General features: G+C 51.2%; 30 protein-coding genes and 1 rRNA gene. 3 read left to right on the top strand and 28 right to left on the bottom strand.

Features of this window, described 5'->3' with window-relative positions:
- Positions 1 to 26: 26 nt before the first annotated feature.
- The 17 genes from mfd to D3P07_RS24630 all read right to left on the bottom strand — a co-directional run bounded on the left by mfd (position 27) and on the right by D3P07_RS24630 (position 16921).
- On the bottom strand, positions 27 to 3587 hold the full coding sequence (gene mfd, locus D3P07_RS24710) for a transcription-repair coupling factor (protein ID WP_119803518.1): 3561 nt from the start codon (positions 3585 to 3587) through the stop codon (positions 27 to 29).
- 174 nt (positions 3588 to 3761) lie between these two features.
- Positions 3762 to 3992: an anti-sigma-F factor Fin gene (gene fin, locus D3P07_RS24705; protein ID WP_119803365.1), complete on the bottom strand. Its 231-nt coding sequence runs from the start codon at positions 3990 to 3992 to the stop codon at positions 3762 to 3764.
- 63 nt (positions 3993 to 4055) lie between these two features.
- Positions 4056 to 4619: an aminoacyl-tRNA hydrolase gene (gene pth, locus D3P07_RS24700; RefSeq protein WP_119803363.1), complete on the bottom strand. Its 564-nt coding sequence runs from the start codon at positions 4617 to 4619 to the stop codon at positions 4056 to 4058.
- 225 nt (positions 4620 to 4844) lie between these two features.
- The gene (locus D3P07_RS24695) at positions 4845 to 5498 is read right to left on the bottom strand and encodes a 50S ribosomal protein L25 (RefSeq protein WP_119803361.1); all 654 of its coding nucleotides are present in this window, start codon (positions 5496 to 5498) and stop codon (positions 4845 to 4847) included.
- Between the two features lie 94 nt (positions 5499 to 5592).
- Positions 5593 to 6987, bottom strand: a complete 1395-nt coding sequence (gene glmU, locus D3P07_RS24690; RefSeq protein WP_119803359.1) for a bifunctional UDP-N-acetylglucosamine diphosphorylase/glucosamine-1-phosphate N-acetyltransferase GlmU — start codon at positions 6985 to 6987, stop codon at positions 5593 to 5595.
- A gap of 135 nt (positions 6988 to 7122) precedes the next feature.
- On the bottom strand, positions 7123 to 7404 hold the full coding sequence (gene spoVG, locus D3P07_RS24685; protein WP_087571183.1) for a septation regulator SpoVG: 282 nt from the start codon (positions 7402 to 7404) through the stop codon (positions 7123 to 7125).
- A gap of 130 nt (positions 7405 to 7534) precedes the next feature.
- Positions 7535 to 7933 carry a RidA family protein gene (locus tag D3P07_RS24680; protein WP_119803357.1) on the bottom strand — a complete coding sequence of 133 codons (399 nt, stop codon included), beginning with the start codon at positions 7931 to 7933 and terminating at the stop codon, positions 7535 to 7537.
- Between the two features lie 16 nt (positions 7934 to 7949).
- Positions 7950 to 8777 carry a pur operon repressor gene (gene purR / locus D3P07_RS24675; protein ID WP_119803355.1) on the bottom strand — a complete coding sequence of 276 codons (828 nt, stop codon included), beginning with the start codon at positions 8775 to 8777 and terminating at the stop codon, positions 7950 to 7952.
- A gap of 83 nt (positions 8778 to 8860) precedes the next feature.
- Complete coding sequence (ispE, locus tag D3P07_RS24670) at positions 8861 to 9715, bottom strand: 4-(cytidine 5'-diphospho)-2-C-methyl-D-erythritol kinase (protein ID WP_119803353.1); 855 nt, start codon at positions 9713 to 9715, stop codon at positions 8861 to 8863.
- Between the two features lie 123 nt (positions 9716 to 9838).
- Positions 9839 to 10024 carry a small, acid-soluble spore protein, alpha/beta type gene (locus tag D3P07_RS24665; RefSeq protein WP_119803351.1) on the bottom strand — a complete coding sequence of 62 codons (186 nt, stop codon included), beginning with the start codon at positions 10022 to 10024 and terminating at the stop codon, positions 9839 to 9841.
- A gap of 156 nt (positions 10025 to 10180) precedes the next feature.
- Positions 10181 to 10453: a biofilm formation stimulator Veg gene (gene veg, locus D3P07_RS24660; protein WP_119803349.1), complete on the bottom strand. Its 273-nt coding sequence runs from the start codon at positions 10451 to 10453 to the stop codon at positions 10181 to 10183.
- Between the two features lie 183 nt (positions 10454 to 10636).
- Positions 10637 to 11509 (bottom strand): sporulation peptidase YabG, encoded by an 873-nt coding sequence (gene yabG, locus D3P07_RS24655; protein ID WP_119803347.1) that lies wholly within the window; start codon positions 11507 to 11509, stop codon positions 10637 to 10639.
- Positions 11510 to 11572: 63 nt separating this feature from the next.
- On the bottom strand, positions 11573 to 12499 hold the full coding sequence (gene rsmA, locus D3P07_RS24650; RefSeq protein ID WP_119803345.1) for a 16S rRNA (adenine(1518)-N(6)/adenine(1519)-N(6))-dimethyltransferase RsmA: 927 nt from the start codon (positions 12497 to 12499) through the stop codon (positions 11573 to 11575).
- A gap of 4 nt (positions 12500 to 12503) precedes the next feature.
- The gene (rnmV, locus tag D3P07_RS24645) at positions 12504 to 13052 is read right to left on the bottom strand and encodes a ribonuclease M5 (protein WP_119803516.1); all 549 of its coding nucleotides are present in this window, start codon (positions 13050 to 13052) and stop codon (positions 12504 to 12506) included.
- 151 nt (positions 13053 to 13203) lie between these two features.
- On the bottom strand, positions 13204 to 14304 hold the full coding sequence (locus D3P07_RS24640) for a resuscitation-promoting factor (RefSeq protein WP_397334623.1): 1101 nt from the start codon (positions 14302 to 14304) through the stop codon (positions 13204 to 13206).
- Between the two features lie 503 nt (positions 14305 to 14807).
- Positions 14808 to 15587 (bottom strand): TatD family hydrolase, encoded by a 780-nt coding sequence (locus D3P07_RS24635; RefSeq protein WP_119803341.1) that lies wholly within the window; start codon positions 15585 to 15587, stop codon positions 14808 to 14810.
- Between the two features lie 32 nt (positions 15588 to 15619).
- Entirely contained in the window at positions 15620 to 16921 is a 1302-nt protein-coding gene (locus D3P07_RS24630) for an HD domain-containing protein (RefSeq protein WP_119803339.1), read from the bottom strand.
- A 268-nt stretch (positions 16922 to 17189) separates the two neighbouring features.
- Between D3P07_RS24630 and D3P07_RS24625 the strand changes: the two genes are divergently transcribed.
- Entirely contained in the window at positions 17190 to 17444 is a 255-nt protein-coding gene (locus D3P07_RS24625; RefSeq protein ID WP_028609554.1) for an AbrB/MazE/SpoVT family DNA-binding domain-containing protein, read from the top strand.
- A gap of 138 nt (positions 17445 to 17582) precedes the next feature.
- On the opposite strand, the gene rsmI is transcribed toward D3P07_RS24625, so the two are convergent.
- From rsmI to D3P07_RS24575, 10 genes are all read right to left on the bottom strand, one after another.
- Positions 17583 to 18467 carry a 16S rRNA (cytidine(1402)-2'-O)-methyltransferase gene (gene rsmI / locus D3P07_RS24620; RefSeq protein ID WP_182914502.1) on the bottom strand — a complete coding sequence of 295 codons (885 nt, stop codon included), beginning with the start codon at positions 18465 to 18467 and terminating at the stop codon, positions 17583 to 17585.
- Positions 18464 to 19222 carry a tRNA1(Val) (adenine(37)-N6)-methyltransferase gene (locus tag D3P07_RS24615; protein ID WP_119803512.1) on the bottom strand — a complete coding sequence of 253 codons (759 nt, stop codon included), beginning with the start codon at positions 19220 to 19222 and terminating at the stop codon, positions 18464 to 18466. Before D3P07_RS24615 ends, rsmI begins: the two co-directional genes overlap by 4 nt.
- Before the next feature lie 92 nt (positions 19223 to 19314).
- A complete protein-coding gene (locus D3P07_RS24610) occupies positions 19315 to 19716 on the bottom strand; it encodes an initiation-control protein YabA (protein WP_119803510.1) in 402 nt (133 codons plus the stop codon).
- 65 nt (positions 19717 to 19781) lie between these two features.
- Positions 19782 to 20585, bottom strand: a complete 804-nt coding sequence (locus D3P07_RS24605) for a PSP1 domain-containing protein (protein ID WP_119803337.1) — start codon at positions 20583 to 20585, stop codon at positions 19782 to 19784.
- Between the two features lie 3 nt (positions 20586 to 20588).
- Entirely contained in the window at positions 20589 to 21566 is a 978-nt protein-coding gene (gene holB, locus D3P07_RS24600; RefSeq protein ID WP_119803335.1) for a DNA polymerase III subunit delta', read from the bottom strand.
- Positions 21567 to 21601: 35 nt separating this feature from the next.
- On the bottom strand, positions 21602 to 22045 hold the full coding sequence (locus D3P07_RS24595) for a YaaR family protein (protein WP_119803333.1): 444 nt from the start codon (positions 22043 to 22045) through the stop codon (positions 21602 to 21604).
- Positions 22046 to 22060: 15 nt separating this feature from the next.
- On the bottom strand, positions 22061 to 22390 hold the full coding sequence (locus D3P07_RS24590) for a cyclic-di-AMP receptor (RefSeq protein ID WP_119803331.1): 330 nt from the start codon (positions 22388 to 22390) through the stop codon (positions 22061 to 22063).
- 223 nt (positions 22391 to 22613) lie between these two features.
- A complete protein-coding gene (gene tmk / locus D3P07_RS24585; RefSeq protein WP_119803329.1) occupies positions 22614 to 23249 on the bottom strand; it encodes a dTMP kinase in 636 nt (211 codons plus the stop codon).
- A 109-nt stretch (positions 23250 to 23358) separates the two neighbouring features.
- The gene (locus D3P07_RS24580) at positions 23359 to 24864 is read right to left on the bottom strand and encodes an aminotransferase class I/II-fold pyridoxal phosphate-dependent enzyme (RefSeq protein WP_119803327.1); all 1506 of its coding nucleotides are present in this window, start codon (positions 24862 to 24864) and stop codon (positions 23359 to 23361) included.
- Between the two features lie 195 nt (positions 24865 to 25059).
- Positions 25060 to 25251 carry a sigma factor G inhibitor Gin gene (locus tag D3P07_RS24575; RefSeq protein ID WP_119803508.1) on the bottom strand — a complete coding sequence of 64 codons (192 nt, stop codon included), beginning with the start codon at positions 25249 to 25251 and terminating at the stop codon, positions 25060 to 25062.
- 223 nt (positions 25252 to 25474) lie between these two features.
- Between D3P07_RS24575 and D3P07_RS24570 the strand changes: the two genes are divergently transcribed.
- Both D3P07_RS24570 and D3P07_RS27225 read left to right on the top strand, forming a co-directional pair.
- Positions 25475 to 26005, top strand: a complete 531-nt coding sequence (locus D3P07_RS24570; protein ID WP_119803325.1) for a transposase — start codon at positions 25475 to 25477, stop codon at positions 26003 to 26005.
- 260 nt (positions 26006 to 26265) lie between these two features.
- A complete protein-coding gene (locus D3P07_RS27225; protein ID WP_182914501.1) occupies positions 26266 to 26433 on the top strand; it encodes a hypothetical protein in 168 nt (55 codons plus the stop codon).
- Positions 26434 to 26642: 209 nt separating this feature from the next.
- On the opposite strand, the gene rrf is transcribed toward D3P07_RS27225, so the two are convergent.
- Positions 26643 to 26759: ribosomal RNA gene (gene rrf / locus D3P07_RS24560) — 5S ribosomal RNA — on the bottom strand.
- Between the last annotated feature and the right edge of the window lie 7 nt (positions 26760 to 26766).

The raw sequence follows: 26766 nt of genomic DNA, 5'->3' as shown, positions 1-26766 counted from the left end.
AAAGGAACCCGAAAAGCGAATCTGTCCTACGACGTCGCGTTCTGCAGCTCTTCCTTCTTAGGCAGGGCTTCGCTGTAGCCCTCCATGAATTTCTCCGACAGATGGAGCTTCTGCTCCATATTCAGTCCTTTCCCGCGAAGGAGAACGGTCGGCGGCGACTCTTGCTCCGCGCTTTGCTTGAAGCGGTTCTCCAGCTTCAGGCAGAGCTGGTCCACCTTCTTCCGGGCGATGCGGCTTCTTTGGGCTTCGGACATACGGAAGATAAGATCGTCTCCCTTCTGGGTGATCATCTCGATTCCGTATAGGCTGCCATAGATCTTAAGCCTTGCTACCGACATTAGATTGCTGACCGCCTGAGGCAGGTCACCGAATCTGTCGATCAGCTCGTCGATCAAATCGTCGCACTCCTCGAACGTACGAACAGCCGCCACTTTTTTGTAAATTTCGATTTTCTGAATACTGTCATATATATAGTCGGAAGGCAGGTACGCATCCACGCTGATGTCGATGACCGTGCTGACCGTCTTCTCCTCCACGACTTCTTCGCCAGACATCTCCGCTTTGCGCTTGGCAATCTCCTCCGCCAGCATCTGCGAATACATATCGAAGCCGACAGACGCAATGAAGCCATGCTGCTCCGCTCCAAGCAGATTCCCGGCACCGCGTATAGACAAGTCACGCATGGCAATCTTGAACCCGGAGCCCAGCTCCGTAAATTCCTTGATAGACTGCAGGCGCTTCTCCGCCACCTCGGTCAGCACTTTATCCCGCTGATACGTAAAGTAGGCATATGCGATACGATTCGAACGGCCTACGCGGCCTCTTAGCTGGTACAGCTGAGACAGACCCATTTTGTCAGCGTCATGCACGATGAGCGTATTCACATTCGGGATATCGACGCCCGTCTCGATAATGCTTGTGCTGACGAGCACGTCGGATTCTCCGTCCAAGAAGTCCAGAATCGTCTTCTCCAGCTCCTGCTCGGACATCTGGCCATGCCCTACGGTCACCTTCGCATCCGGCACAAGCGCGTTAATCGCTTCGGCCATCTGGTGGATGCCTTGAACCCTATTATATAGGTAGTAGACTTGCCCGCCTCTGGCAAGCTCGCGCTCAATTGCTTCGCGTACAAGGGCAGGGCTGTATTCCACGACATACGTCTGAACCGGGAACCGGTTCTCCGGCGGCGTCTCAATGACGGACAAGTCGCGTACGCCCAGCATGGACATATGCAGCGTGCGCGGAATCGGAGTTGCCGTCAGCGTAAGCACGTCCACATTGGTTTTCAGCTTCTTCAGCTTCTCCTTATGCGATACGCCGAACCGCTGCTCCTCATCCACAATCAGCAGGCCAAGCGACTTAAAGATAATATCCTGAGACAGCAGTCTGTGCGTACCGATGACCACATCAACTGTTCCGTTCTTCAGTCCCTTAATCGTCTCATTCTGCTCTTTGCGAGAGCGGAATCGGCTTAGCACCTGCACGTTGATCGGGTAACCAGAGAACCGCTCGCGGAATGTCTCATAATGCTGCTGCGCCAGAATCGTCGTCGGCACGAGAACGGCTACTTGCTTGCTCTCCATCGCCGCCTTGAACGCTGCGCGCACCGCCACCTCTGTCTTGCCATAGCCAACGTCGCCGCATAGCAGGCGGTCCATCGGCTGGCCCTTTTCCATATCTCTCTTAATCTCTTCTATCGCACGAAGCTGGTCTCTCGTCTCATCATACGGGAACATCGCTTCGAATTCCTGCTGGTAGGACGTGTCCCTTCCAAAGGCAAAGCCTGGCGTCGACTGGCGCTGTGCGTACAGCTTGATCAGATCGTCAGCTATATCCTGTACGGAAGCTCTCGCTTTGCTCTTCGCCTTGGTCCACTCGGCACCGCCCAGCTTGCTGACCTTCGGCTCCTTCTCTTCGGAACCGACATACTTCTGGATCATATCAACCTGATCAATCGGCACGGACAGCTTGTCGCCGCCCGAATACAGAATATGCAAGTAATCGCGATGAATGCCGCCGATTTCCAGCGTGCCGATGCCGACATATTTGCCAATACCATGATTATGGTGAACGACGTAATCGCCGACCTTTAGCTCGGTATAGCTTTTGATTCGCTCGGCATTGTCCATCTTCTTGTCGATGCGCCGCTGCTTGCGCTGTTTCTGAGAGAACATCTCGCCTTCCGTAATGACGACCAGATGCGAAGAAGGCAGCTCAAAACCCTGCTGAAGATTACCCTCCAGCAGATTAGGCGGCTCTATGCCGTAATCATCCAGCACGCGGCGCATACGATCCATACGCTCCGCATTGCCTGCAAGCATAATGACGTTCGCGCCAATCTTTTTCCACCGCTCCATCTCCGACTTCAGCACGTTCATCTGACCGTGGAAATTCTGCATGGAACGGCTGGTCATATTGAGAATATTCTGCGGCTGGCTGTGCGGAATTTGTCTTAAGAACAAGGATAAGAACAAGGTCGGGAACGGACGTTGATGAAGAATCTCCTCCGTATCACGCGCAAGCGTCAGCCCAGGGAGCGACTTGCCGCTCTGCAGCAGATGCAGTGCCCACTCGCTCTCGTCCCGCTCCAGCTGCTTCGCCGTCTCAATGAGACGCGTCGGCTCATCGAGCACAAGAAGCGTATCGCTTGGCATATAATCCAGGATCGTCTGGCGTTCCGGATAAAGCAGTGCAATATATTTATAGATTTCAGGAAAGTAGACTTGCTCTCTCAGCTTCTCCAGCTCACTGCCAATCTCGGAGCGCAGCCGGTCCTTCGCTGTGCGGTCTGTCATCTTCTCCAGCTGCTTCTCCAGCAGATCGGCAGCATGCCTGGCCGCAACTGACATACGGGTAGCGTCGGCGATAATCTCTTGGCATGGCGGGATCACATACGAATCCATACGATCCGACGAACGCTGCTCAGCCGGATCGAAGGCCCGAATGGAATCGATCTCGTCGCCGAACCATTCTATCCGGTATCCTTGCGATGCTGTAAGCGGATAGAAATCAACGATGCCTCCCCGTACGCTCATCTCCCCGCGCGATTCCACGCGGTCTGCTCTCACATAGCCAAGCGCCGTCATCTGGAGCAGGAAGCCCTCCATCGGAAGCGTATCGCCGACCGCGATCTTGATCTGCGCATCAGCCATAACACTGCTAATCGGCAGAAAGCGCCGCACGCCGGAGAACGGCACGACAATAATCCCGCGATAGCCTTTGGACAGCTTAATCAGCACATCCATGCGCTGCGCCAGCGTCTCAGGACTCGAGATCGCTGCTTCCGCAGCCATAAGCTCATTCGCAGGATACAACATCACTTTATCGGGCGATAGACATTCTTGCAGATCCTCCGCAATCTTCTGAGCGGAGAACATATTATGCGTTACAACCAGCATCGGACGCTCTACCGCTTCTTCCAGCGCTGCGATCAACACTTGGCGGGAAGAGCCGGCGAGCCCGGATATCATCTGCTCACGCATCCCTTTGCGGATACCGGACAAAACTGACTGGACGTCCGAATCCGCGGCAAAAGCTTGAATTAGCGCTTTCAACGTTTGCGGCACCTCTTTTCTATACACAACCATGTTCGGGTAAAAATCTTTGTATGTCATAGATTAGGGACTCGCAGCATTCCGCCAGCCGATCGACTCGCACCAACTGGCCTGCTTGGAAGCTTCAGTCCGTATTGATCTGCCCACGCAAAAACAGCTACATCCGGCCAAAGGGCGGCATAGCTTGTTCTCGCAGTTTCCTATCGGTTATTGAAGAGGATTGCTGATCAGCAATAGGTCTGGATTCGTAGTCAGCGCTTCGTTGCAATAGTCGCAAACAACCTTGACCGTAACATCACCGTTCGAGTCATACGCTATTATATCGCTGCGCTCCTCGGGGGTCAAGAAATGGAAACCCAACTGCTGCTCTGTCACCGACGGTCTGTCAATGGAGCCAATCGACGTCTTGCAATGCCTGCATATATAGTTTACAGCCATATGTATGCCTCCTGAAGAGTGGTTATACCCTTCAGTATGCCCCGCAACCTCACAATTTAACGGTTACCGGTTAAACTTTGCCATCGTTTCTTCGAAAGGAGCCTTCAAGCCGAATTCGACGGCATCGCAGGCCTGCTCAATCATATGCGACAGCTTGTCGCGCTCCGCCTTCGGAAAATTCGCCAGCACGTAATCGGAGATGACGATGCCTGGCTGCGGACGAGAGATGCCCATCCGAATCCGGTTGAAGCTTTGCGTATTCAGGTGCTGGATGAGCGACTTGATGCCGTTATGCCCGCCTGCGCTGCCTTGATAGCGAAGCCTCAGCTTTCCGATTTCCGTATCGAGATCATCATAGACGATAATGCCATCGGCCAGATCAGCCTTGTAGTAATCAAGGAACGAGCGTACCGCTTCACCCGACAAGTTCATATACGTCATGGGCTTGATAAGCGCCACCTTCTGGCCGCCGACATTGCCCTCGCCGATAACGGCTCTATGCTTGCCCTGTGGTGTCAGCGTGATGCTCCATCGCTTCGCGAGCTCATCCACGACCATAAATCCGACGTTATGCCGCGTATCCTTATATTGAGCGCCCGGATTACCGAGCCCCACAATCCATTTCATATGAATCCTCCTAAAAGGTTTTCAACCACAACCTAAGCGTAAGCTTAAGTTGAAGAAAACCTACTTCGTAAGCATCTGCTTAGGTTTTCGATAATACCTTCCGCAACCACATCACTTACTTAATGTAGCACAATTAGCGTTAATTTGCGAAGCGCTCTCCCCGAACGCAAGCAAGCCACCCTCCATATGGAGGGCAGCTTGAGATCTTTTATTCATAGGCCCGCTTTACGAGCTTGTGGAGATTTCCTCATGAACCGCATTGTCGGAACGCGATTCCGCTTCTTGCGCCTCCACATCCTGCGCTTCCTTCTCTTCTTCGCTCAGCTCTTTCTGCGGTGCCAGCACCGTAACGATGAGGAGCTGCGAATCGGATTTGGCCTCTACGCCCTTAGGCAGTGAAAGGTCAGAGACGAGAATGCTGTCGCCGATGCCAAGTCCGGATACATCAACCTCGATCACATCCGGAATGTCGCCCGGCAAGCATTGAACCTCCAGCTCATGAAGAATCACTGACAGGATACCGCCCTCGCGCACGCCTGCAGAATCGCCTGTCGCATCGATGCGAACGTTCGCCCGTACATTCTCGTTCATATTAATCTGGTGGAAGTCTACGTGAAGCAGTTTTTGACTCAGCGAGTCGCGCTGAACATCCGCCACCATGACGGAGTGCACACCAGATTCGGGCAAATTCAGCTCCAGCACCGCATTGGGATGAGAACGCAGCAAGGTAGACAATTCCTTCTCGCTAATGCTGATTGCAGCCGAAGACTGCAGTTGCTTACCATATACGACGCCAGGTACCTGGCCGCTAATGCGCAGCTGGCGCAAATCGCCCTTGGTAGCTCCAGTCCGTTGTTCCGCTTGTATTGCAATTGCCATATGGAACCCTCCTCGAAGAATTGGATGTCCATATCACTTTACCCACAACTACCAAAAATTAATCATATATAAGGCCGTATCGAACCGACTATGACTACTCTGTACGTTCTTTCTTCGCTTTCGCGCGAGCACGAATCTTGTCCGCATAACCCGGCTTGTTGACCTGGCGTTCACGGGCAATGGCCAAATCCCCGTCCGGCACATCATGCGTAATGGTCGTTCCCGCAACGACATATGACCCGTTACCCACCTTTACTGGGGCAATCAGATTCACGTTGCTGCCGATAAAGGCGCCATCGCCAATCTCGGTTACCGCTTTATTGAAGCCATCATAATTTACCGTAATGGCGCCACAGCCAATGTTGACGTCCTTGCCGACAACAGCGTCGCCTATATAGCTCAGATGCGACACCTTGCTGCCGTCATCCAGCGAAGCGTTTTTCAGCTCGACGAAATCGCCTACCTTGCACGCACGGCCAAGCTGCGAGCCAGGACGAAGGTTAGCGTAAGGACCGACTGCGCTCTCTTCGCCAATGACCGATTCCGCCGCAGTGGAGTACTTAATGGAAGCGCCATTATGCATAACGGTATCTACCACTTCCGCAGCCGGACCGATAACGCAATCCTCGCCAATAATGGTTGCGCCGCGAAGAACCGTTCCGGGATAGACGATCGTATCCGAGCCGATCTGCACGCTAACCTCAATGTACGTATTCGCCGGATCGATAATCGTCACGCCATTGAGCAAATGCTTGCGGTTGATACGCTCGCGCATATAGCGCTCCGCTTCCGCCAGTGCGACACGGTCATTGACACCGATGGCTTCCGCCGTATCATCCGTGCAATAGCCTTGTACGATCTCTCCCGCTTCCTTTAACAGGCCTATCACGTCTGTCAAATAGTATTCGCCCTGCGTGTTCTCATTGGTTACTCTACCCAAGGCGTCGAACAGCTTGCGGTTGTCGAAGCAATACGTACCCGTATTAATCTCCTGTACCGCCGCTTCTTCTGCCGAGCAGTCCTTATGCTCGACGATCCGCTGTACCGTGCCGTCCTCTCCGCGAATAATCCGTCCGTAACCAGCCGGGTTCTCGAAGGAAGCCGACAGTATCGTCGCAGCTGCGCCGCTATCTGCATGCAGCTTCAGCATTGCGTGCAGCGTAGAGGACTGAACGAGCGGCGTATCGCCACAGATTACAATTGTCGTACCTTCTTCCGTGCCCAGCAGCGGCGCAGCCTGCAGAACCGCATGGCCCGTTCCAAGCTGCTGCTCTTGCAGCACGTATTCCGCAGCATCGCCCAAATACGACTTCACCATCTCCGCTCCATGCCCGACCACGACTACCGTACGCTCGCTGGACGCTTCCTTCACCGTATCCAGAACATGGCCTACCATCGGCCTCCCGCTGACGGGATGCAGCACTTTATATAATTTCGATTTCATCCGTTTGCCTTGACCGGCAGCCAGCACAATCGCCATCACTTTCATTTTTTGAATACCCTCCCTATCTCCTAGCAATCCTCACTAGAATATAGCTCAAATTGAAACAAAAGAAAAGAGAGCCTCGGCTCTCTTTTCCATACGTTACCATACCTTTTTGCAGAAGCTGAAATCGCTCCGCTATTAAGCCCCTTCTTCAATCGCAACTTCATCAGCCGCGCGCTCATATTCTGCCAAAACAGCAGCTTGAATCTTCTCACGAGTCGTGGAAGAAATCGGATGAGCGATATCACGGAATTCACCATCTGGAGTCCGCTTGCTAGGCATAGCTACAAACATACCATTATTACCATCGATAACACGAATATCGTGAACGACGAATTCGTTGTCAATGGTTATGGAAGCAATAGCCTTCATGCGACCTTCCGAGTTCACACGGCGGAGTCTGACATCAGTAATTTGCACTTGTGTTCACCACCTTTGCCTATCTGAGACTTGGTGTATACTTCCACGTTTTTGTGCCAATTCCTTCTACATTTTTGGTAAAATGATACTCAATTTAAAATATTTTTTTTAGTATGAATTTTTTTCGTTTTCATTCGACATATGTCGATGCAATCACTTCTATTTCGACAAGCACGTCCTTCGGAAGCCTCGCCACCTCTACGGCTGAGCGAGCCGGCTTATGGTCGCCGAAATAGGAAGCATAAATGCCGTTGACCGTTACAAATTGATTCATGTCTTTCATGAATACAGTTGCTTTCACCACGTCCTGGAACGTCGCTCCCGCTTCTTCTAATACCGCTTTCAAATTGCGGAATACCTGATGCGTCTGTTCCTCGATGCCGCCCTCTACCAAAGCGCCCGATGCATCCAGAGGAATCTGACCGGACGTGAAGAGCAATCCGCCCAGCTTGATCGCTTGCGAATAAGGACCGATCGCCGCCGGCGCCTCGCTCGTCGAGATGACTTCGAGCTTCGTATTTGTTGTCATGACGGATTCCTGCCTCTCAGCTTTTGAAATAATTGCCCGGAACAACCGTTGTGTGCTTCGTCTTCATATCTACGGCTGTCAGCTTGGCAAGCGATACATAGTCCTCCAGCAACCGCTCCTCCAGCTCTACCTCGCCGGACTCTACGAATACGCCGACTCCCGCTACCGTCGCCTTGAATTCATAGAGCAGGTCCATCATGCCCTGAATCGTGCCGCCGGCCTTCATAAAGTCGTCTATAATCAGAACATGAGACTGCTCCTTCAGCGCTCTTCGTGCAAGCGACATCGTCTGAATGCGCTTGGTCGAGCCTGACACGTAATTAATGCTCACCGCGGAGCCTTCCGTCACCTTATTGTCCCTGCGGACAATGACAACCGGAATGTTCAGGCAAGCAGCCGTCGCGTATGCCAAAGGAATCCCCTTCGTCTCTACAGTCATAATGACATCGATCTTGCGGCCCGAGAATGCCGTCGCAAACATGCGGCCAACGTCAGCCAGCAGCTCCGGCTGTCCCAGCATATCCGTCATATACAGATAGCCGCCAGGCAGAACCCGATCCGGCTGCTCCAGCTTCAGACAGATTTCCTTCATAATAGCGAGAGATACCGATTCCCGCATCTGAGGCATATATCTCACGCCGCCAGCAGCGCCGGCAAGCGTCTGCAGTTCGCCGATGCCCTCTTCCTCGAACACTTCTTTTATAATTGCCAAATCCTCACTAATGGATGACTTTGCAGATTGATAGCGGTCAGCAAATGCTGTCAACGAAATTAACGTGTGGGGACGAGATAACAGGTACTGCGTCATTTCTACCAATCTCGAACTTCGTTTCAACTTCCTCATTTCCCTCTGCCCCCCACTAAATCCGAATAATATAAACACAATATAACATTTTTATACGGATTTAATCAAGAAGAACGTCACCATTATGTAAGCATTCTTACCACGTATACTTCCTTGCAAAATCCGCGAAGTCCATTATAAATGCGAGGAAGCTTCGCTTCCTTCGATACCAGCCCGAATACGGTAGGTCCGCTTCCGGACATGAGCACCCCGTCGGCACCCAGACGAAGCATGCTCTCCTTCAATTGAAGCACCTCTGGATGCAGATCCAGCGTGACCGTCTCCAGCACATTGCCAAGTCCCGCACACATGTCCTGGAACGAGCCTTTCGCGAGCGCCTCCCGCATCGCCGGGATGGAAGGATGCTGCTTCAGCTCATTCGCGCGCAGCCGTCCGTACACATCGGCGGTCGATACGTTAATCGGCGGCTTCGCCAGCACGACCCAGCATTGCGGCGGCGGATCGATATGCTCCAGCTTCTCTCCCCTGCCCCGCGCAATCGCTGTCCCTCCAGTCACGCAGAACGGCACATCAGAGCCGAGCTCCGCCCCAAGCTCGCATAGCTCGTCCTCTGATATACGCAGATCCCACAGCCGGTTCAGACCGCGAAGCGTAGCAGCTGCATCGCTGCTTCCGCCCGCAAGACCGGCGGCCACCGGAATTTTCTTGTCCAAATGAATATAGACGCCTTTCCTGACGTCGTAGCGTTCCTTGATCAGCCTTGCCGCTTGGAAGGCGAGATTCTTCTCATCCAGAGGGATATAGCCGACTTGGCTCGATATGATAATCGTGTCACGCGGCAGCTCTTCCATCTCCAGGCGATCGGCCAGATCGACCATGGTCATGATCATCTCAACTTCGTGATAACCATCATTCCGTTTGCGAAGCACGTCCAGCAGCAAATTGATTTTGGCTGGTGCTTTTTCATAAATTTTCATCCGATATGTTCACCCGTTCGTCTCTAAGCTTAAGCCTCATTATAACAAAGGAATACAATAAAAGCTAAACCATGGCAACTGCATCTTTGCAGGCTGCCCAGGTTTAGCTTCTACGCACCTTCATTATGGCTGCTGTGACTTCGACGCTGCCTGCTCCGCTAGCTGAATCGCTCGTTTGACCATGTTGCCGGCATCCTTCGCTTTAATGCCGCCCCAGCCTTCCTGCTGGACGGTATCGTAAAAACCCAAGTCTTTGGCCAGCTCGTACTTAAGCTGTTCTGACATCACGCTGCGCCTTCTGCGTCCCATATCCCTATCCCTCCGCTGGCTAGAATTTGCTCATCTTATGCTGCAATTACGGCTTGACGAAGGTAGTATGTGTCCCCTACAGGCGATTATGCGCAAAAAAAAGCACAGATTGCTCTGCGCCAGATGCCTTATCGGCCTTATGAAACTGATGTCGATCTATTGTTGAAAAGCGATGCGTACTTGACCCTCATCATTGCACACGGTCACTTCCACGGATTCTGTCAGGATGTCCGCATAGCTGTAGGAAACGCGTTTGAAAGCGTGCTGTTCCTCATCCAGCTTAACAATGAACACAGAAGGGTAGATTTCTTCCAACGTGCCGGTCCGTTCAATGGTCTTTCGGCGACCACCGTTTGCCCGAAGACGGATCTTGGCTCCCACATGGGCTTCCAAGCTGCGTTTTATATCCAACAGCGCATTTTTTGCCATTGTCAGCTACCACCTCTTTCCTTGTCCATTATAACCAAAAAAAGAGGGTTTGTCAAATGAGGCAAAATATTATATCAGTCCAATATTTCTCTTGTCAACGGTGATTTCACCCATTTTTTTAAAAATGAGAAAATCTAAACAATAGTTTGTGCATTATTCCCTTGATTATACCTTCCATTCGACCTACGGCGCGGACGTTACCTTGGGTTTGGGCAAGCCTACCCTGTACCGCCCCATCGTCTCAATGCCGCCTACGCCATCTATTCCGCTGATCGTACCATGTATTACATCAGGCAGATTGATGGCTTCTTTTATGGACGTATAGCTGGCCTTGATCGCGATATAGACCGGGTCGAGCGCATGAATCAAGATGCGGCCCGGAGAACTGGCAAAGTTGGAGCCCGCCTGCAGGAGCGCCTCAAAATGCGATTGGCAAGCGCCGGCCACTACTATGAGGCCGTCCCGATTCTTCTCATATTCCCTGGCCACTCGCACCGCATTCACAAAGTTCTGCGAATTCTTATAGCTCGTAAGGCTGTAGACTTCGTTCGGAGCGCGATTCTTAAGGACACCATCATGTCCGGTAATCACGACGATATCCGGCTTGATCTGGGGCAGCAGCCGATACAGCACATCCGCCATCTGAGATTCGTGGATATGCAGTCCGTGAGCAGGAACATGCATCGTATTATAGAGCTGCATGCTCTTCTTCAGATAGTTGCCGTCTCCGTCCAAATGAAGCACCTTTCCGGGCACCTCAAAGTAATGGGCATTCTGCTGCTGCTGAGCAAGCCTGATGGATTCCTCTGTGCCTAGCGCTTGCCGCTCTCTATCGGTGTGCATTTTCATTAATGATTCATTCACTTTAATCCGTACCTGCTGTACTGCGCGCGTAGATTCGGGATCGCGCACGACCGACAGATCAGGAATTGGCGCATCCGCCAGCAGCCGGTAGTCCGTGCCCTTCAGGACGGCATTATGGGTACGTACATCTTCGACACGGAACAACACGTCACCGCCATACGATTTGCGGACGACCAGGTCCCCTTGCTTCATAGGTTAATCACCTCTTCGTCTATCCTATGGGCGGACCCTTCGAATGGTGATCAAAAATGTAGGCTAGCGATTCCAGCCCGCTTCATGCAAGCTTGTCGATAGCAAGGCGAATTCATCCAGGGACAGCGTCTCGCCTCGACGACCTGGATCGATTCCGATACGGTTCAGCATGGCCGTCAGCTCCTCACGGCGCTCCTTGCCTATGAACGCGGTCAGATTGTTCGCCAGCGTCTTGCGGCGCTGTGCGAAGCTGGCTTGCACGACACGGAAGAAATAGTCCTCATCCGGCACATCAACAGCAGGCTTATCCCTTACCGTCAGCTTAATGACTGCAGAGTCGACATTCGGCTGCGGGATGAAGACCGTATGAGGCACGGTACAGACAAGCTGAGGCACACAGTAATATTGAACAGCCACACTAAGGCTGCCATATTCCTTGCCTCCCGGCTTCGCTGCCATCCGCTCCGCCACTTCCTTCTGGATCATGACAACGATATGCTGAAGCGGCAGACGCTGCTCCAGCAGCTTCATCAGAATCGGGGTCGTGACGTAATAAGGCAAGTTCGCTACTACGCTTACGCCCGTGCAATTGGAGAATTGCTGCTGGAACAGCTCCTGAAGGTCCAGCTTCAGCACATCACCGTGAACGACCGTTACGTCCGGCTTGTCGGCGAGTACCTCAGCCAATATCGGAATCAGCCGCTGGTCGATCTCGATGGCCGTTACCTTGCCAGCTGTCTCCGCCAGCTTCTGCGTCAGAGAGCCAATGCCTGGACCGATCTCCAGCGCGCCCTTATGCTCGTCCAGCTCAGCCGCAGCTACAATGTTATTCAAGACGTTGCCGTCAATCAAAAAATTCTGTCCAAGACTTTTCTTGAACGAGAAGCCATGCTTTGCGATAATTTCCTTCGTTCGTCTCGGCGTGCCAATATCCGGGGCGCCCGACTTCTTCGGCGCCTTGGCTTGCTCGCTTCCGCTCTCTATGCTCATGCGTTTATTCCTCCAGTTTCTTCTCCATCTCGCGCAAGGCCTCTTCGAATTCTGCCTTCGATATGCAGAAGCTCGTACAGCGCTTATAGAACTGCTTGCCGTTCGCATAGCCAATGCCCAGCAGCTTGCCCATAATCAGTCTCCGATTGGCCGCATCGTCATGGACGATCAATCCCGCTCCCATCAGATCCTCCCATTGAATTTCGCCCACTTGCGCTGACGATTCGGTACGCAGCTCCGATAAAGCCTTCACAATCGCCTCCGGACTTGCGTTCTCAATGCCGATATCGCCTTTATAATAAGCCAGCTCCTGCGGCAGGAAGGCATGCTTGCAGCCGGGAGCACGGCGTGCCACAATCTTGCGAATCCGCTCGCCGGCATGGTCCGGATCCGTAAAGATGATCACGCCTCTTCGTGCGTTCGCAAGCTCGATGCGGCGCAATACATCCTCGCCGATAGCCGATCCGTTTGTTTCGATCGTATCGGCTTCGACAGCCCGCTTGATCGCCGCCGTATCGCTTTTGCCTTCCACCACGATTACTTCCTTAATCAACGTTCCCATTCCTTCCTGTTCGTTCCCTTAGCTTCAGCATATCCTACCTTCCTTAATCATGCAAAGATACACCATCCATTGTTCAAGGCAAACGGGGCTGTTCCGGTGGTCATGTGACCCTCGGAACAGCCCCGCTTCGCCTTGACGCAGGTTAGCTAGCCGTCGGTTTGTTCGGACCAAGAATGTAGACGGTATATCCCGTCTTCTTGCCGAACTTCGTAGCATGGCTATTGCTGTCAAAATAAACATCGATCTTATTGCCCTTTATGGCGCTGCCCTTATCCTCGGCACGGCGGAAGCCAATGCCCTCGATATAGACCCACCAACCGATCGGTATAACCTTCGGGTCAACCGCAATGGTGCGGCCTTCCTTCACACGAGTGCCGGAGGCGGTAATGCCATAGTCCGGATGATCCTTATCCTTGCCGGTAGACGAGACGCCAGCCGAATAGGCTGTCAGCGTAACATTCTTCAGCATCTTCTTGGCCTTGAATGTCACATCGTCTTTCGTCACGGTCATCACACTCGGACTATTGTTCGACAGTACGGTTACCTTCGGCTCAGGCTTCTTGGTGCCTACCGCAACCACCTGATCCACCGCTGCTGTCTGAACGACTTTGTTCACAACTTGGTTCGATACCAGTACGCCATCCTCGTACATTTCTTTCTTCTGCTCAACCACAACGCCTTCCTTGCCGGTCTGCACGACCTTCTCCTTGCCTTGTTCCAGCGTCGGGTCTTCTTTCTTCACGATAGAGAATGGCACAGTTTTCTCGAGCTCTGACACTTTCGTGTTCACTCGAACTATAGTTATCATCTCTTCCGCCTCAACCGATTCGTGTAGGGACGGACTAATTTTATCTTCATTGCGTAGCGTTAGATTGAGTTCCTCTATCGCCGCCTGTACCGTCTTCTCTGTCGTGTACACCGTTGATGTCTTGCCATCAGCTTTTACAACGACCGGAATCGCATGATTCACTTCGACCCGGTCCCCATTCTTAATCGGTGAATTAAGCGGGACAGACACCTCATCATGAGGTCCAATTGTAATAGCTTGTTCATCCAGTAGGCGTTGCAGGACCCATTGTTTTGTTTCCACAACGGTTTCTTGTCCATTCACTACTACGGATACGCTTTTGACAGCCGTTCCGTACAACAACACCAAAAACATGAAAGTCATAGCGATTGAGATTACAGCGCTCAACATAATCAAACGCAAGTTTCCATGCTTCCATCGCATTGCGAAAGTCATGCTGGATGATCGTTTCCCATGGGTGTCCTTAGATGACTGGATTAATCCCACTTCTTCGGTCCTCCTTCATAGCCCCGCCGCCAAGTGTTACGCATGTTACAACTGACGCGACTATAATATATTGGCGTGCAAGCACGCGCTCCAGTAAAGCAGTCCCTCTCACCTCCCTGTTTATCCCTATGACGACGTTTTACCGTTTATTCAAACTTGGGATGGATGTCGCCCTTGTGAAGGATGTGTGTGGTAGGCGCCGAAGCGTTCACAGATGGGATGGGAGTGAGGAGTGTTGATGAGGCTTATGATGGGTTGCTAGACTGGAAATCCAATACAAAACGAAAAGCTCTGATTTGAATGATACCTTCATCAGAGCCCAGTTGTAAAGAAGCGATAAAATGCGATTTTCACGAAAAAAGCAGGAAAACTTCAAAAATATACGTGATTTCGGCTACAAAAATCAGTTTTATTGCGCGAAAGGTCTTTATTTCTCGGTTTTAAACCGACTTTCATACGATTCCAAAACATTTTTTACCGTTTTCGGTTGTGATTTGAGCAATTTCCTCCACCGTTTTCCCCTTAATTTCGGCTGCCGTCTCCGCCACAAGTGCCACATAAGAGGTCTCATTTCTTTTGCCACGATATGGATGAGGTGTTAGATAAGGGGAGTCTGTTTCGATCAAAAGTCGGTTCATTGGAACCCTTTCCAAAACCTCTTTTGGCACCCTTGCATTTTTGTAAGTGACAGGTCCTCCGAATGAGATATAGAAGTTCATATCGAGACAAATTTTGGCGGTTTCCCAGCTTCCGGAGAAGCAATGCATCACACCGCCAACCTCCTCGGCCTTCTCTTCCTTCAATATGCGAATTATGTCCTCATGCGCATCGCGGTTATGGATGACAATCGGCTTTCCGATCTTGCGCGCGAGCCTGATCTGCTCCCGGAATACACGATGCTGCACGTCCTTTGGCGATGTATCCCAGTGATAATCCAGTCCTATCTCGCCGATGGCGACGACTTTCTCATGCTTGCACAGCTCCTCGATCCAATCTAGATCCTCCGGCTTCATATGGATGCTCTCCACCGGATGCCAGCCGACAGCTGCGTAGATGAAGTCATATTTCTCAGCCAGTGCCATCGTCGTCGGAATCGTCTCCCGGTCAAAGCCAATATTAACCATTAGCTCGACACCAGCCGCGCGCGCGCGTTCGATAACCGCCTCACGGTCATCGTCGAATTTGTAAGAATCAAGATGGGTATGCGTGTCAAAAAGTACCGGTAAAGTCATGTATCGTTTCACTCCTATAATCATTCATTTCATTATAAGTCGAGCTTGAACAATTTCAGCATCCGCTCAGACAGAAGCTCCTTATTCTCCCTCAGCGGCTCCTCCGGAAAATAAAGATGATACTGCCCTTGATGCAATCCTGTAATAGAACGAACAATGTCGGATTTCATGGAAATCTCGCTGATTCGTTCCTCGCTGTCCAGCAACAAAATCGGCGCTTTTTCACGCTTTTCCCCATTGTTCTGATCCGGTCTATATAGGTCATACGGAAGATCGAACGGGTAATCAATCTCCATATGATAATCGGGATTGAGACCAACCGTCTGCAGCGCATTGGCTACCTCTAATAGAAGTGATTCATCCGGGTTATCGATGGTTACATACTTATATAACTGTCTGTGCTGGAAGCGACGGCACAGATCGCTAAGCAGCTCATCCGATTCCTCGGCCCATTCGGCGAACGCCGTCTGGGCAAGCGGTTCGTCCAGCTTCAAGTAGTCGCCCAGTGAAAGCGTATTGTTCAAGAGCTGCTGAAGCGGTCCCGCCATCCAGCGGAACGTATAGCCTTGCTCATTCAATTCCTGCGCCCGCCGGAAAATTTGCCTCAATATAATTTCTGAGCTGCGCGTAACGGGATGGAAGTAAATTTGCCAGTACATTTGGTAACGTGACATCAGGTAATGCTCGACGGCATGCATGCCGCTTTCCTTCACGACAATTTTGCCTTGATACGGCCTCAGCACCCTTAGTATTCTCTCCAGATCGAAGGTGCCGTAGTTAACCCCGGTGAAATAAGCGTCCCGAAGCAAATAATCCATTCGGTCCGCATCCATCTGGCTCGATATCAGGCTGACGACAATCGGCTTCGGATATGTCTTGCGGATGACTGCGGCTACCTTGTCCGGGAAGTCATCGGATACTTGACGGAGCACCCTATTGATGTCCGTGTCGCCCAGCAGGATGTTGCAGGTCCATACTTCATGGTCGGTGTCGAATATTTCTTCCAAAGAATGCGAGAAGGGACCGTGACCCACATCATGAAGCAATGCGGCACAGAGCGAGACCAGCCGTTCTTCGGACGGCCAATCCGGGTAACCGCTGCGCTCGAATTGCGATATGATGCGCCGCGTAATTTCGTATACGCCGAGCGAATGGGAGAATCGGCTATGCTCTGCTCCGTGGAACGTCAGGTACGTTGTACCGAGCTGCCTGATCCGGCGAAGCCGCTGAAACTCCTTCGTATTAATAAGCTCCCATATCGTCTGGTCTTGGACATATACATAATCATGAACCGGATCCTTGAATACTTTTTCTTCCGTTAACGGCTCTCTCATCTTCTCATCTCCTTTGTTCATAGTTTCGACACAAAACGCAGTTCTAATGTCGAATAGTGTCGTAAAATAGTTTCCAAATTGTCGAAGCTGTTGTATTCTATTACATAGCAATTGTCGGAAGATCTCCCGAGATCGCTTGTGGTTACAGCAATCTGGCAGAAGATTCTAGGTTGACTGTTTTGGGAAGAGTTGGTATTATAGTAACATAGAATCTACAAACATTGTCGAATGATGACGAAAATACATTTTGTGAGAGGATTGATAGATTATGATGAAATCAACAGGTATCGTACGTAAAGTTGATGAGCTGGGCCGTGTGGTAATTCCAATTGAGCTGCGCCGTACACTGGGTATTGGCGAGAAGGACGCGCTTGAAATTTATGTAGACGGAGAGCGCATTATGCTGAAGAAATATGAGCCTGCTTGTATCTTCTGCGGCAATGCAGAGAACGTTTCCTACTTCAAAGGAAAAATTGTTTGCCATATTTGTTTATCAGAAATGCCTACTCCTGTGACAAAATAAAAAAAATCGGTTATAATCAATTTATACCTACTTGTTAATTCTAACCTTTTTATACTCCTTGTTGCCTTCCTGCGCTAGAACCCGGCCAGGAAGGTCCTTTTTTTTCTCCGGCCATTCTATTGGACCCTCCCTCGCATCCTATCGATTTACTTCATTATAGACGTCTCGCTTGGGTACTCCCCGGTCGATGGCCGCCTTCTTAATCGCTTCCTTCCGATCCATCGTTGTCTCGTAGTGAGCGACATGCGCAGCTACATCCAGCTCAAACCACCACATATCTTCATTGGACGACTGCACCGCTTCTGCGCCTTCCACGACGATACAGAACTCGCCCAGTGGGTCATGGTCCCGAAACCAGTCCTGGCATTCAGACAACGTTCCTCTCACTGCTTCCTCATGCCGCTTGGTCAACTCTCGGATGACTGCCGCTCTTCGGTCGCCAAGTTGCTCAAGCATCGCATCCAGCGTCTTCGTCAGCCGATGCGGCGATTCGTACATAATAAGTGTCACAGTTTGTCCCGACAGATCCTTCAGCCACTTTCCAAGTGACTTCTTCTCCCTAGGCGGAAATCCGGCGAACAGGAATCGATCCGTCGGCAATCCTGACATGATAAGGGCCGACAAGGCCGCATTCGCACCCGGTACAGGGACTACCGGTATTCCTTGTGCTGTCGCATCCGCAACAAGATCGGCACCCGGATCGGATATGGCCGGCAATCCCGCATCGCTCACGAGGGCAATGGATTGTCCCTCGGTCAGCAGGCGTATAAGCTCAGGACCGCTTGCAGCCTTATTATGCTCATGATAGCTGACCAGACGCGTATGAATGTCGAAATGGGTGAGCAATTTGCGGGATTGCCTCGTATCCTCGGCTGCAATCAGATCCACTTCCTTCAGGGTACGAATGGCGCGCATCGTCATATCCTCCAGGTTGCCAATCGGCGTCCCCACCAAATAAAGCGTCCCCGCTTCTCCATTCATGCCATTGCTTGCTTGTATCGAATAGCTTCGCTGTGTCCTCATACAATCTGAACTCCTTCGTCGTTGTATACCATAATAGGCGGCAGCAGCTTAATATCCGGCTTCCCGTCACGCATGGCTTCGATTAATACCATATTCGCTTCCGCACCTGCATGGGGATGGACGAATTGGATTCGCTTCGGCTCCAGCTTCCAGCGTCTAAGCGATTCTACAATATCAAGCAGCCGGGATGGCCGATGGACCATCGACAGCTTGCCGCCCGGACGCAGCAGCCTGCAGCAGGCTTGGGACAAATCGTCCAGCGTGCAATGAATTTCATGGCGTGCAATGGCATAATGCTCATTCTCATTTTTATCGCCAGCCGTAACCGGCATATAAGGCGGATTCACCGTAATTGCATCATAGGCGCCATTGGCCACAATTTTCGGATAAGTCCGCAAATCTTGCTCCAGCACAGTAATCTGTTCCTCAAGACCGTTCAATGCGACGCTTCTTCGCGCCATATCGGCGAGTCTCGGCTGAATTTCAATCGCATCGATGGAAGCTTGCGTCCTTGACGAGAGCAGAATCGGAATAACGCCGTTGCCTGAGCATAGATCGGCAATCCGGCCGTGCTTCGGAATATTCGCAAATCGCGACAAGAGCACTGCGTCGAGCGAGAAGCTGAACACTTCACGGCTTTGAATAATCATTAGCCCTGTATCCGTTAACAAATCGTCGATTCTTTCACCCTCGGCAAGAGGTATAGATGGTTGTTCAGACACGTTCAAGGTCTCTCCTTTATATCCTTCGTTCATTTTTTCCATTTTTAGTCTGTTTCTTACCCCAAAATTATTTAGAAAAAAGGCCGTCCTCAGCGGTAAGGACGACCTGTCGATACGGATTCCACTTATTTGTTCAAGAAGGAGAGGCAGAACAGACAGTCGCCCTCCGTTCGCAGATGTCCGTAATATACGTTGCAAATATGGAATCCTTCATGATATAGCCGCGTGAGATTGTCATGACCCTCGCCTACCGCAACGCTGCCCTCTTCGAGGCCAGCCTCATGATTCGGCGACAGCTCCGCATCCGCCGTACGGATCTCGCTCTGTACGGCAACTCCCACCGCTTCGCGTTCGGATGTCGTCTCTCGCCTGAATACCTGCCGCAGCTGATGATTCTCGATGCTAAGACGCTTGTTCTCCTCCAGCAGCTCCTTTACCTTTTGCTTCAGAGCGCTGAGCTCGGCATGGAACACTCCCATTCGATTATCCAATTCATCCATTTGAACAAAAATATCTCTCTTCTCCAAGTTCCCACCCCAGAACTTCAAGCGTGAGCGTTACCTCACCTATCAGAATGACTTCTGCCGCTTGCTTACTTCACAACGACGTCGTCTAACGGCAACTCTTTTGGCTTGCCTGGTAAATCGAACAGCTGCACATACACACTCTTCGATCCGGCATTGATTCCTGTCACTTTGCCCTCACCATACGAAGTAACGACGATCTTGCCCACGGCAGGCAATTCTTCGCGCACGCTCTCATAATTGTCATGCTCATACTTCAAACAGCACATCAGACGTCCGCACAGGCCCGATATTTTCGTAGGATTCAGCGATAGATTCTGGTCTTTGGCCATCTTGATGGAGACCGGCTCGAAGTCACCGAGCCATGAGGAACAGCAGAGGACGCGTCCGCAAGGCCCGATGCCGCCAAGCATCTTCGCTTCATCCCGTACGCCGATCTGGCGAAGCTCGATTCTGGTCCGGAACACACTGGCCAGATCCTTGACGAGCTCCCGGAAGTCGACACGGCCTTCAGCCGTAAAGTAGAAAATGATTTTATTGCGGTCGAACGTAAATTCGACATCAACCAGCTTCATGCGAAGCTGATGGCTCTTGATTTTATCAAGACAGGTTGCGAATGCATTCTTGGCTGCTGCACGGTTTTCTTCCACAACCTGCGCATCAACCTCGCTTGCGATTCGTATCACCTTCTTGAGAGGGAGAACAACATCTGATTCACCGACTTGCTTCTGTCCCACCACCACTTTACCGTATTCGATTCCGCGGGCGGTCTCAACAATCACATGCTGTTCCTTATCCACGGGGTGCTCGACCGGGTCAAAGTAATAGATCTTGCCCGCCTTCTTGAAGCGGACACCGATGACATTATACAAGGATTAGCCCTCCTGTAAGTTTACCAATAGTTGCTCGAACGCAAGTTGTGGCGATACATTCGCCCGCATGCGCTTGCCTGCTTCCAAGACATGCTCCATACAGCTTACCCAACCCGCGAAGGAGCGGTTATAAGCATTGCTGCTTATCCATTCCAACTGATCTATAAAAACAAGCTTGTCCTGCCTTCCGGCCTGGACCTGTGTCAAATCTTTAAACCATAGTGTCAATAATGAAAGCAGCAGATCCATGTGATTCGCTAAGTCTGTCTTAAATAACTGCTGCTGGGCAGTGATCATCGCCGCGGTGAATCGGGACGTACTCTCCTTGCCTAATTGTATCACTAGGTTTCTGATTTCTGCAAACCCATTCTGCTGGAGAATTTGTCTAGCTCCATCAAGCCCGGACGATAACTGAACAGCCGCTCTAGCCAGCAGAGGCGAAGCACCTTCCGCCACCAGACGCTCCAGCATCGCCTCCGGCAGCATCGGAAGGAAAGGCACCCACTGCGTACGCGACCGAATGGTCGGCAATACCGCTTGTCCATTATCCGTAATTAAAATCGCAACGATCGGAGATACCGGTTCCTCCAGAAACTTCAGCAAGCTATTCGCCGCTTGAATCGTCATCTTCTCCGCCGCTTCAATAATATAGACGACGCGTCCTGTCTGCGTGCTGCGATAGGACAGCGAACGTTGCAATTCACGGATCTGGTCAATCTTAATGCTTTGCCCGTCCGGGGCAACCATAATCAGATCGCTCTGATTGCCATGGTCGAACTTCCGGCATTCCAGACATTCGCCGCAAGCATCCCAGCCATCGGTGCTGCAGAACAGCGCTTTGGCAAATTGCCGAGCCATCTCCATTCTTCCTGTGCCGGATGGACCGCTGAATAGATAGGCATGTGAAATTTTATCGCTTTGGAGGGCGTGCTTCAGTATACGCTGCGCCTTCCATTGTACGTCGGCATGCTCTAAGCTCATCACTATCGTTCCTTACCTTTCCTGGCATCGCAAGGCTAGAACATGAGATTGATCAGAATCCCTCTTATCTCGCCTATTTTGTTCAACAGCTCGATTCTTCCTTCCTCACTGTCGAGCAAGTCCTCCGCCATCGTTACAAGCGTGGCGTCGATTTCATCCAGAAGCTTGTAGCGTTTCACCCGCCCGCGGCGGTCGAAGCCTCTTACTTCCTTCAAGCCGACGCCGCGTCTGATTGTATCCTCCAGGAACCGCTTCACCATTTGGCGATATAGCATCAGTTCCCTTACTGTCATATTCTTGGCGAGCCGATCGCCTTGCCGATGAATATCTTGCAGCTTCTGATTCAGCTGCTCCTGCGTCCGCTGCGCATCCTGCTGCACCATCACATCAGCGAAGCTTGCGGGCTGCACCGGCTTCATGGATGAATCGGCGCTCGCCCGGTTCTGCCCGACCGGGCGCCAACCTTGGTCAACTCTCATCTATGTCACACCCAATCAGAAGTGTTCGAAGCGTTCTACCGGCATGACGAATACTGCTGCGCCTCCGACCTGTACTTCTACAGGGAACGGAATGTAGGAATCGGTCGATCCGCCCATCGGTGATACCGGCGTGACCAATTGGTCGCGCACCTTGCAATTAGAGCTGATAACCTGGAGTACCTCATGCACCCGCTCATCTTCAATCCCGATCATAAACGTGGTATTGCCTGCGCGAAGGAATCCCCCCGTACTAGCCAGCTTTGTCGCTCTGAATCCTTCCCGAACAAGCGCATTAGACAGTTTGTTGCTATCCTTGTCTTGAATAACCGCAATGACTAATTTCATCTTCATTCCCCCTTGGCTTCATTAGAATAGGTAAATGAGAAACCCACTATCGTGCCTTTCAGATTGAGCGAGTACGTTCAGAGGTAGGTTTTATCGCCAAATAGAATTTATATATCCGATACCCTCGGAAAACCTATATATTCTATTGTGGTAATAAATCACTTAGTCTTCCTCTGTGCTCTTGTTGTGATACTCCTTACAATTGACGCTGCAACGAAGCAAGCTATATCCTACTCAAGCGTTGTTCGACAATAGCCACAACCGCTTGCAGCACCCGATCCGGCGTTTCCTCCGCATCTACCCGGTGTATGCGATCCGGGAATTGTTGCATCACCAAGTGATAACCTTCGCGTACCCGTTCATGGAACGAATGTCTCTCCAGATCCAGACGGTTAATCTCCCGCTGAGGATTGCTCGCGATTCGCGACAGCCCTACCTCCGGTGAGACATCCATGTAGATGGTTAGATCAGGCATCGTACCGCCGATGGCAAATTGATTGATTTGCCATACTTCATCGATTCCAAGTCCCCTTGCATGGCCTTGGTAAGCAAGGCTGCTGTCGACGAACCGGTCGCAGATGACAATCTCTCCTGCGTCTAAAGCCGGAATAACCTTCTCCACCAGATGCTGTCTGCGGGATGCCGCGTAGAGCAGCGCCTCCGTCCTTGCATCCATCGTTGTATGCTCCGGGTCCAGAATCACGGTGCGAATCTTCTCCGCGATCGGGATGCCCCCAGGCTCTCGCGTCACGACTACGCGATATCCCTTATTCTGTATTGTATTCGCAAGCTGCCCAATGAGTGAGCTTTTGCCGGCGCCTTCGCCGCCTTCTATGGTAATAAACAGTCCCGTAGTCAATCTTCGGTTTCCCCTTACTGTAAGTAGCGTCCTTGTCCTTTCATTGTAACAAAGCGGTACTGCTACTACAATGAAATTTAAAGGGATATCCCCTGTATTTCGACCCTCTTCAACATTTCTCTTCTATTAATATAGCTACTATATCCATTGTGCTGTCCTCAGCTCCCTGGAACCTCGCACCCGCATCCGATAATCGCCGGATATCCGCAAGATGACGATCCGTGAATCGCTCTCCCGGATAGAGAAGCGGTATCCCCGGAGGGTAAGGAATGATCATCTCAGCGGATGGATGATGGAGGGCCTCATGCAAGGGAACACTCCTGCTTGTCTGCTTCTTCACTCTTGCGAAGGAGACCGGCTCGCTGATCCCTTCGTTTGGGTCCTTGGACTCCATCTGCTCCTGTCGTTCTAATTGACGGCATTCGGCAGAAGCATAGGCATGATGAATATCTGTCAAAGCATCCTTTAACCGGGATATAGCCCCTTCAGCGCAGACATGAGGACCTATGACCAGTACCGTATATAGAGGATCCGACATCTCCGCCCAGCAACCGCGCTTCTCCAGCTCCCGATGCAGCTCGAATCCTGTCAGCTTCCCGCTCGGTACCGTCAATATTAGTCTCAGCGGATCCGTCTTTTTGTCCGGATGAAGCTCAGTCTCCCCTACGGTGAATATCATCTTACTTTCCTTTACCCATATTCGGAAAGAATGTACCGCCTCGATTGCCGTATGGAAGAGATTGCCGCCAAGCTTATCCACTATTGCGCGGGAAATATCGAGTGAAGCCATAATGGGGAACGAAGGACTGGAGCTCTGCACCATAGCCAGCGCCTCCCGCACCCTACGTCGATCCAGAAGCTGTCCCTGCATATGAAGCATAGCTCCCATCGTTAGCGCTGGCAGGGTCTTATGCGTGGATTGGACTACCCCATCTGCGCCCGCCTGAATCGCCGAATTCGGCAGATCTGGATGCATCCCATAATGAGCTCCATGGGCTTCATCGATCAGAAGCGGCTTGTTTTGTTCATGGCAGGCCTCTACATATGCATCCAGCTTCACGCTCATCCCGTAGTAGTTCGGATTTGTAAGGAATACAGCTTTCGCTTGCGGGTATTGTCGAAGCGCCAGCTTGACCTGCTCAAGCGATGGAATCGTTGAGATGCCTGTACTTGAATCGATATGAGGTGTCAGGAATATAGCCTTGGCGCCTGCCAGCTTCATCCCATTAATAACTGATTTATGGACATTCCGCTGTACGATGATAATATCGCCGGGATCGCACACAGCGAGAATCATCCCCAAATTACCAGATGTGCTGCCACCAATCAGAAAGCAAGTCTCCTCCGCTCCATAACATTGCGCTGCCAGACGCTGCGCTGCCAGAATAGCGCCTTCCGGATGATGCAGATCATCGGTGGAAGACAGCTCCGTCAGATCCAACCGCATCACTGCGGATAGCTGCTTTCCTATTTCTAATGAATCATTGGGATCTATAGTATGGAGCGCATGCAGTAGAGCTTCGCCGTTATGATGACCTGGTACATGAAAGCTGGTCGGACTGCTTCCCGCATGTCTCATCAATGCCTCAAATAACGGTGCATTTATTCTTCCCATCGCGTTCTTTCACCCTTCCGTTCCAATCCCTTAGTCCCTCGAATAATTGGACATCTATTCATCTATTGTACGAAGTCATGTCCCAGACGTAAATAAGGCAGCGCTTATAACGCTTTGCACCCATGTATCTCTCATGCACGTATTGCTAATCGATTCAGCGGATATAAAAAAACAGCCTCTGTTCCCAGGGCTGTTTCAAGCATTTTTTTCAACAAACAATTGTTTCATCTGATGAATGAAGAACGGATATTTGGCATCCTTCACATCCGTATGGACCATCTCGGTTTCGCAGTCGGCGCATATGAAGCCGAGTACAATGCGGATACCTTCCCCTTCCGACTTCGGCTTGCCGCAAATCGTACATTGATGAGTGGTGGTTTGATCCATAATCATCCCCGCTTTCTCATTCCGTTAACTCTGTTCCTATTATTATGCCACGAATTCTAGTGAAATATACTTGTTTCATAACCTATTTCAAATATTTATATATCTTATGCGGCGTCTGGGCGAATGGTGATTGACAGCAGCGTAAAAGTTAAACTTCACGAACCTCCTGCATTTGCCGATATATGTAATGAAGTTTTAGCAAGATAACGGAAGGATGTCCTGCATGAAACAATCGTTAGCGGATCAAATGAACGCCACGATCTATCAATATCAATTGGTCAAAAGAGTCATCGTCAAGTCAGAGCTCATCCTGAGCCATCTCATCATAGCCGCTATTTTTCTCGGATTCCAAATGCTGAATTATGGCATTCACGGTTTATTCGCTTGGTTATTCGGATTTGCCGCTATACAAGTGCTCCACCTCATTATTATCGTCTTAACCTTTATCTCTGTCACTGAAGCAGCGGAGCGTCAATGGACATGGCGCATCACACCGCCCTGGATCGGATTTAAGCCGGCCAATGATATCTCGCTCCTGATCTTCAGACGCGTACATCGCCATCTATTCTGGCTTGGCTTGTGCATCATTGCTGTCCTGTATCCGTGGACACCACCGTCCATTATGATCAGTCTGATCTCTTGGCACATCTGGCTCATCATTCCCCGGCTCATGTTATCCTTTGCGTTCCGCAAGCAGCGCAAGGACGGTGTCCTGCGTCTTCAATGGAAAGAAGCATCCTATTATCATCGCTAATAATGTTTTAAGCCCTGTCGCATACAAGCAACAGGGCCCTTCACATTCTCCCGTAGAGAATGATCTTTTGACTTTATCTTTTAAGCTTTATCTTTTGATCTTTTTCATTTGCTCTTTAATCAGCCTACCGCATCCATACGATAGGCTCCTGTGCTTGGCGATGTCCATTCCGCACCGGATGAGTAAACTTCGTAGCTCTACATCACGGTCGGCGTCTGAACCTACCGCTAAGGCCGGGCCCACATCGTCGAGTTGCTTCGATGAAGAGGTTCGGACACTCTCCCAGCAGGGAGAGGAACGTCGCCGGGGACTTTGGGATGAAGGGCTTCGCCTATCCCAAAGTCCCCGAACGCACAAAAAACCTGCCGCAGATCACTGCGGCAGGCCATTTTGTGCTTGGCGATGTCCATTCCGCACCGGATGAGTAGGCTTCGAAGCGCGGCATCACGGTCGGCGTCTGAACCTACCGCTAAGGCCGGGCCCGCATCGCCGAGTTGCTTCGATGAAAAGGTTCGGACACTCTCCCAGTAGGGAGAGGAACGTCGCCAGGGGACTTTGGGATGAAAGGCTTCGTCTATCCCAAAGTCCCCGAACGCACAAAAAACCTGCCGCAGATCACTGCGGCAGGCCATTTTGTGCTTGGCGACGTCCTACTCTCCCAGGACCCTGCGGTCCAAGTACCATCGGCGCTGAAGGGCTTAACGGTCGTGTTCGGTATGGGAACGCGTGGTTCCCCTTCGCCGTCATCACCAAACGATCAA

Origin of the sequence: Paenibacillus sp. 1011MAR3C5, from assembly GCF_003591485.1 — a bacterium.
Lineage (GTDB): Bacteria > Bacillota > Bacilli > Paenibacillales > Paenibacillaceae > Pristimantibacillus.
This window is presented reverse-complemented; position numbering and strand designations above follow the sequence as displayed.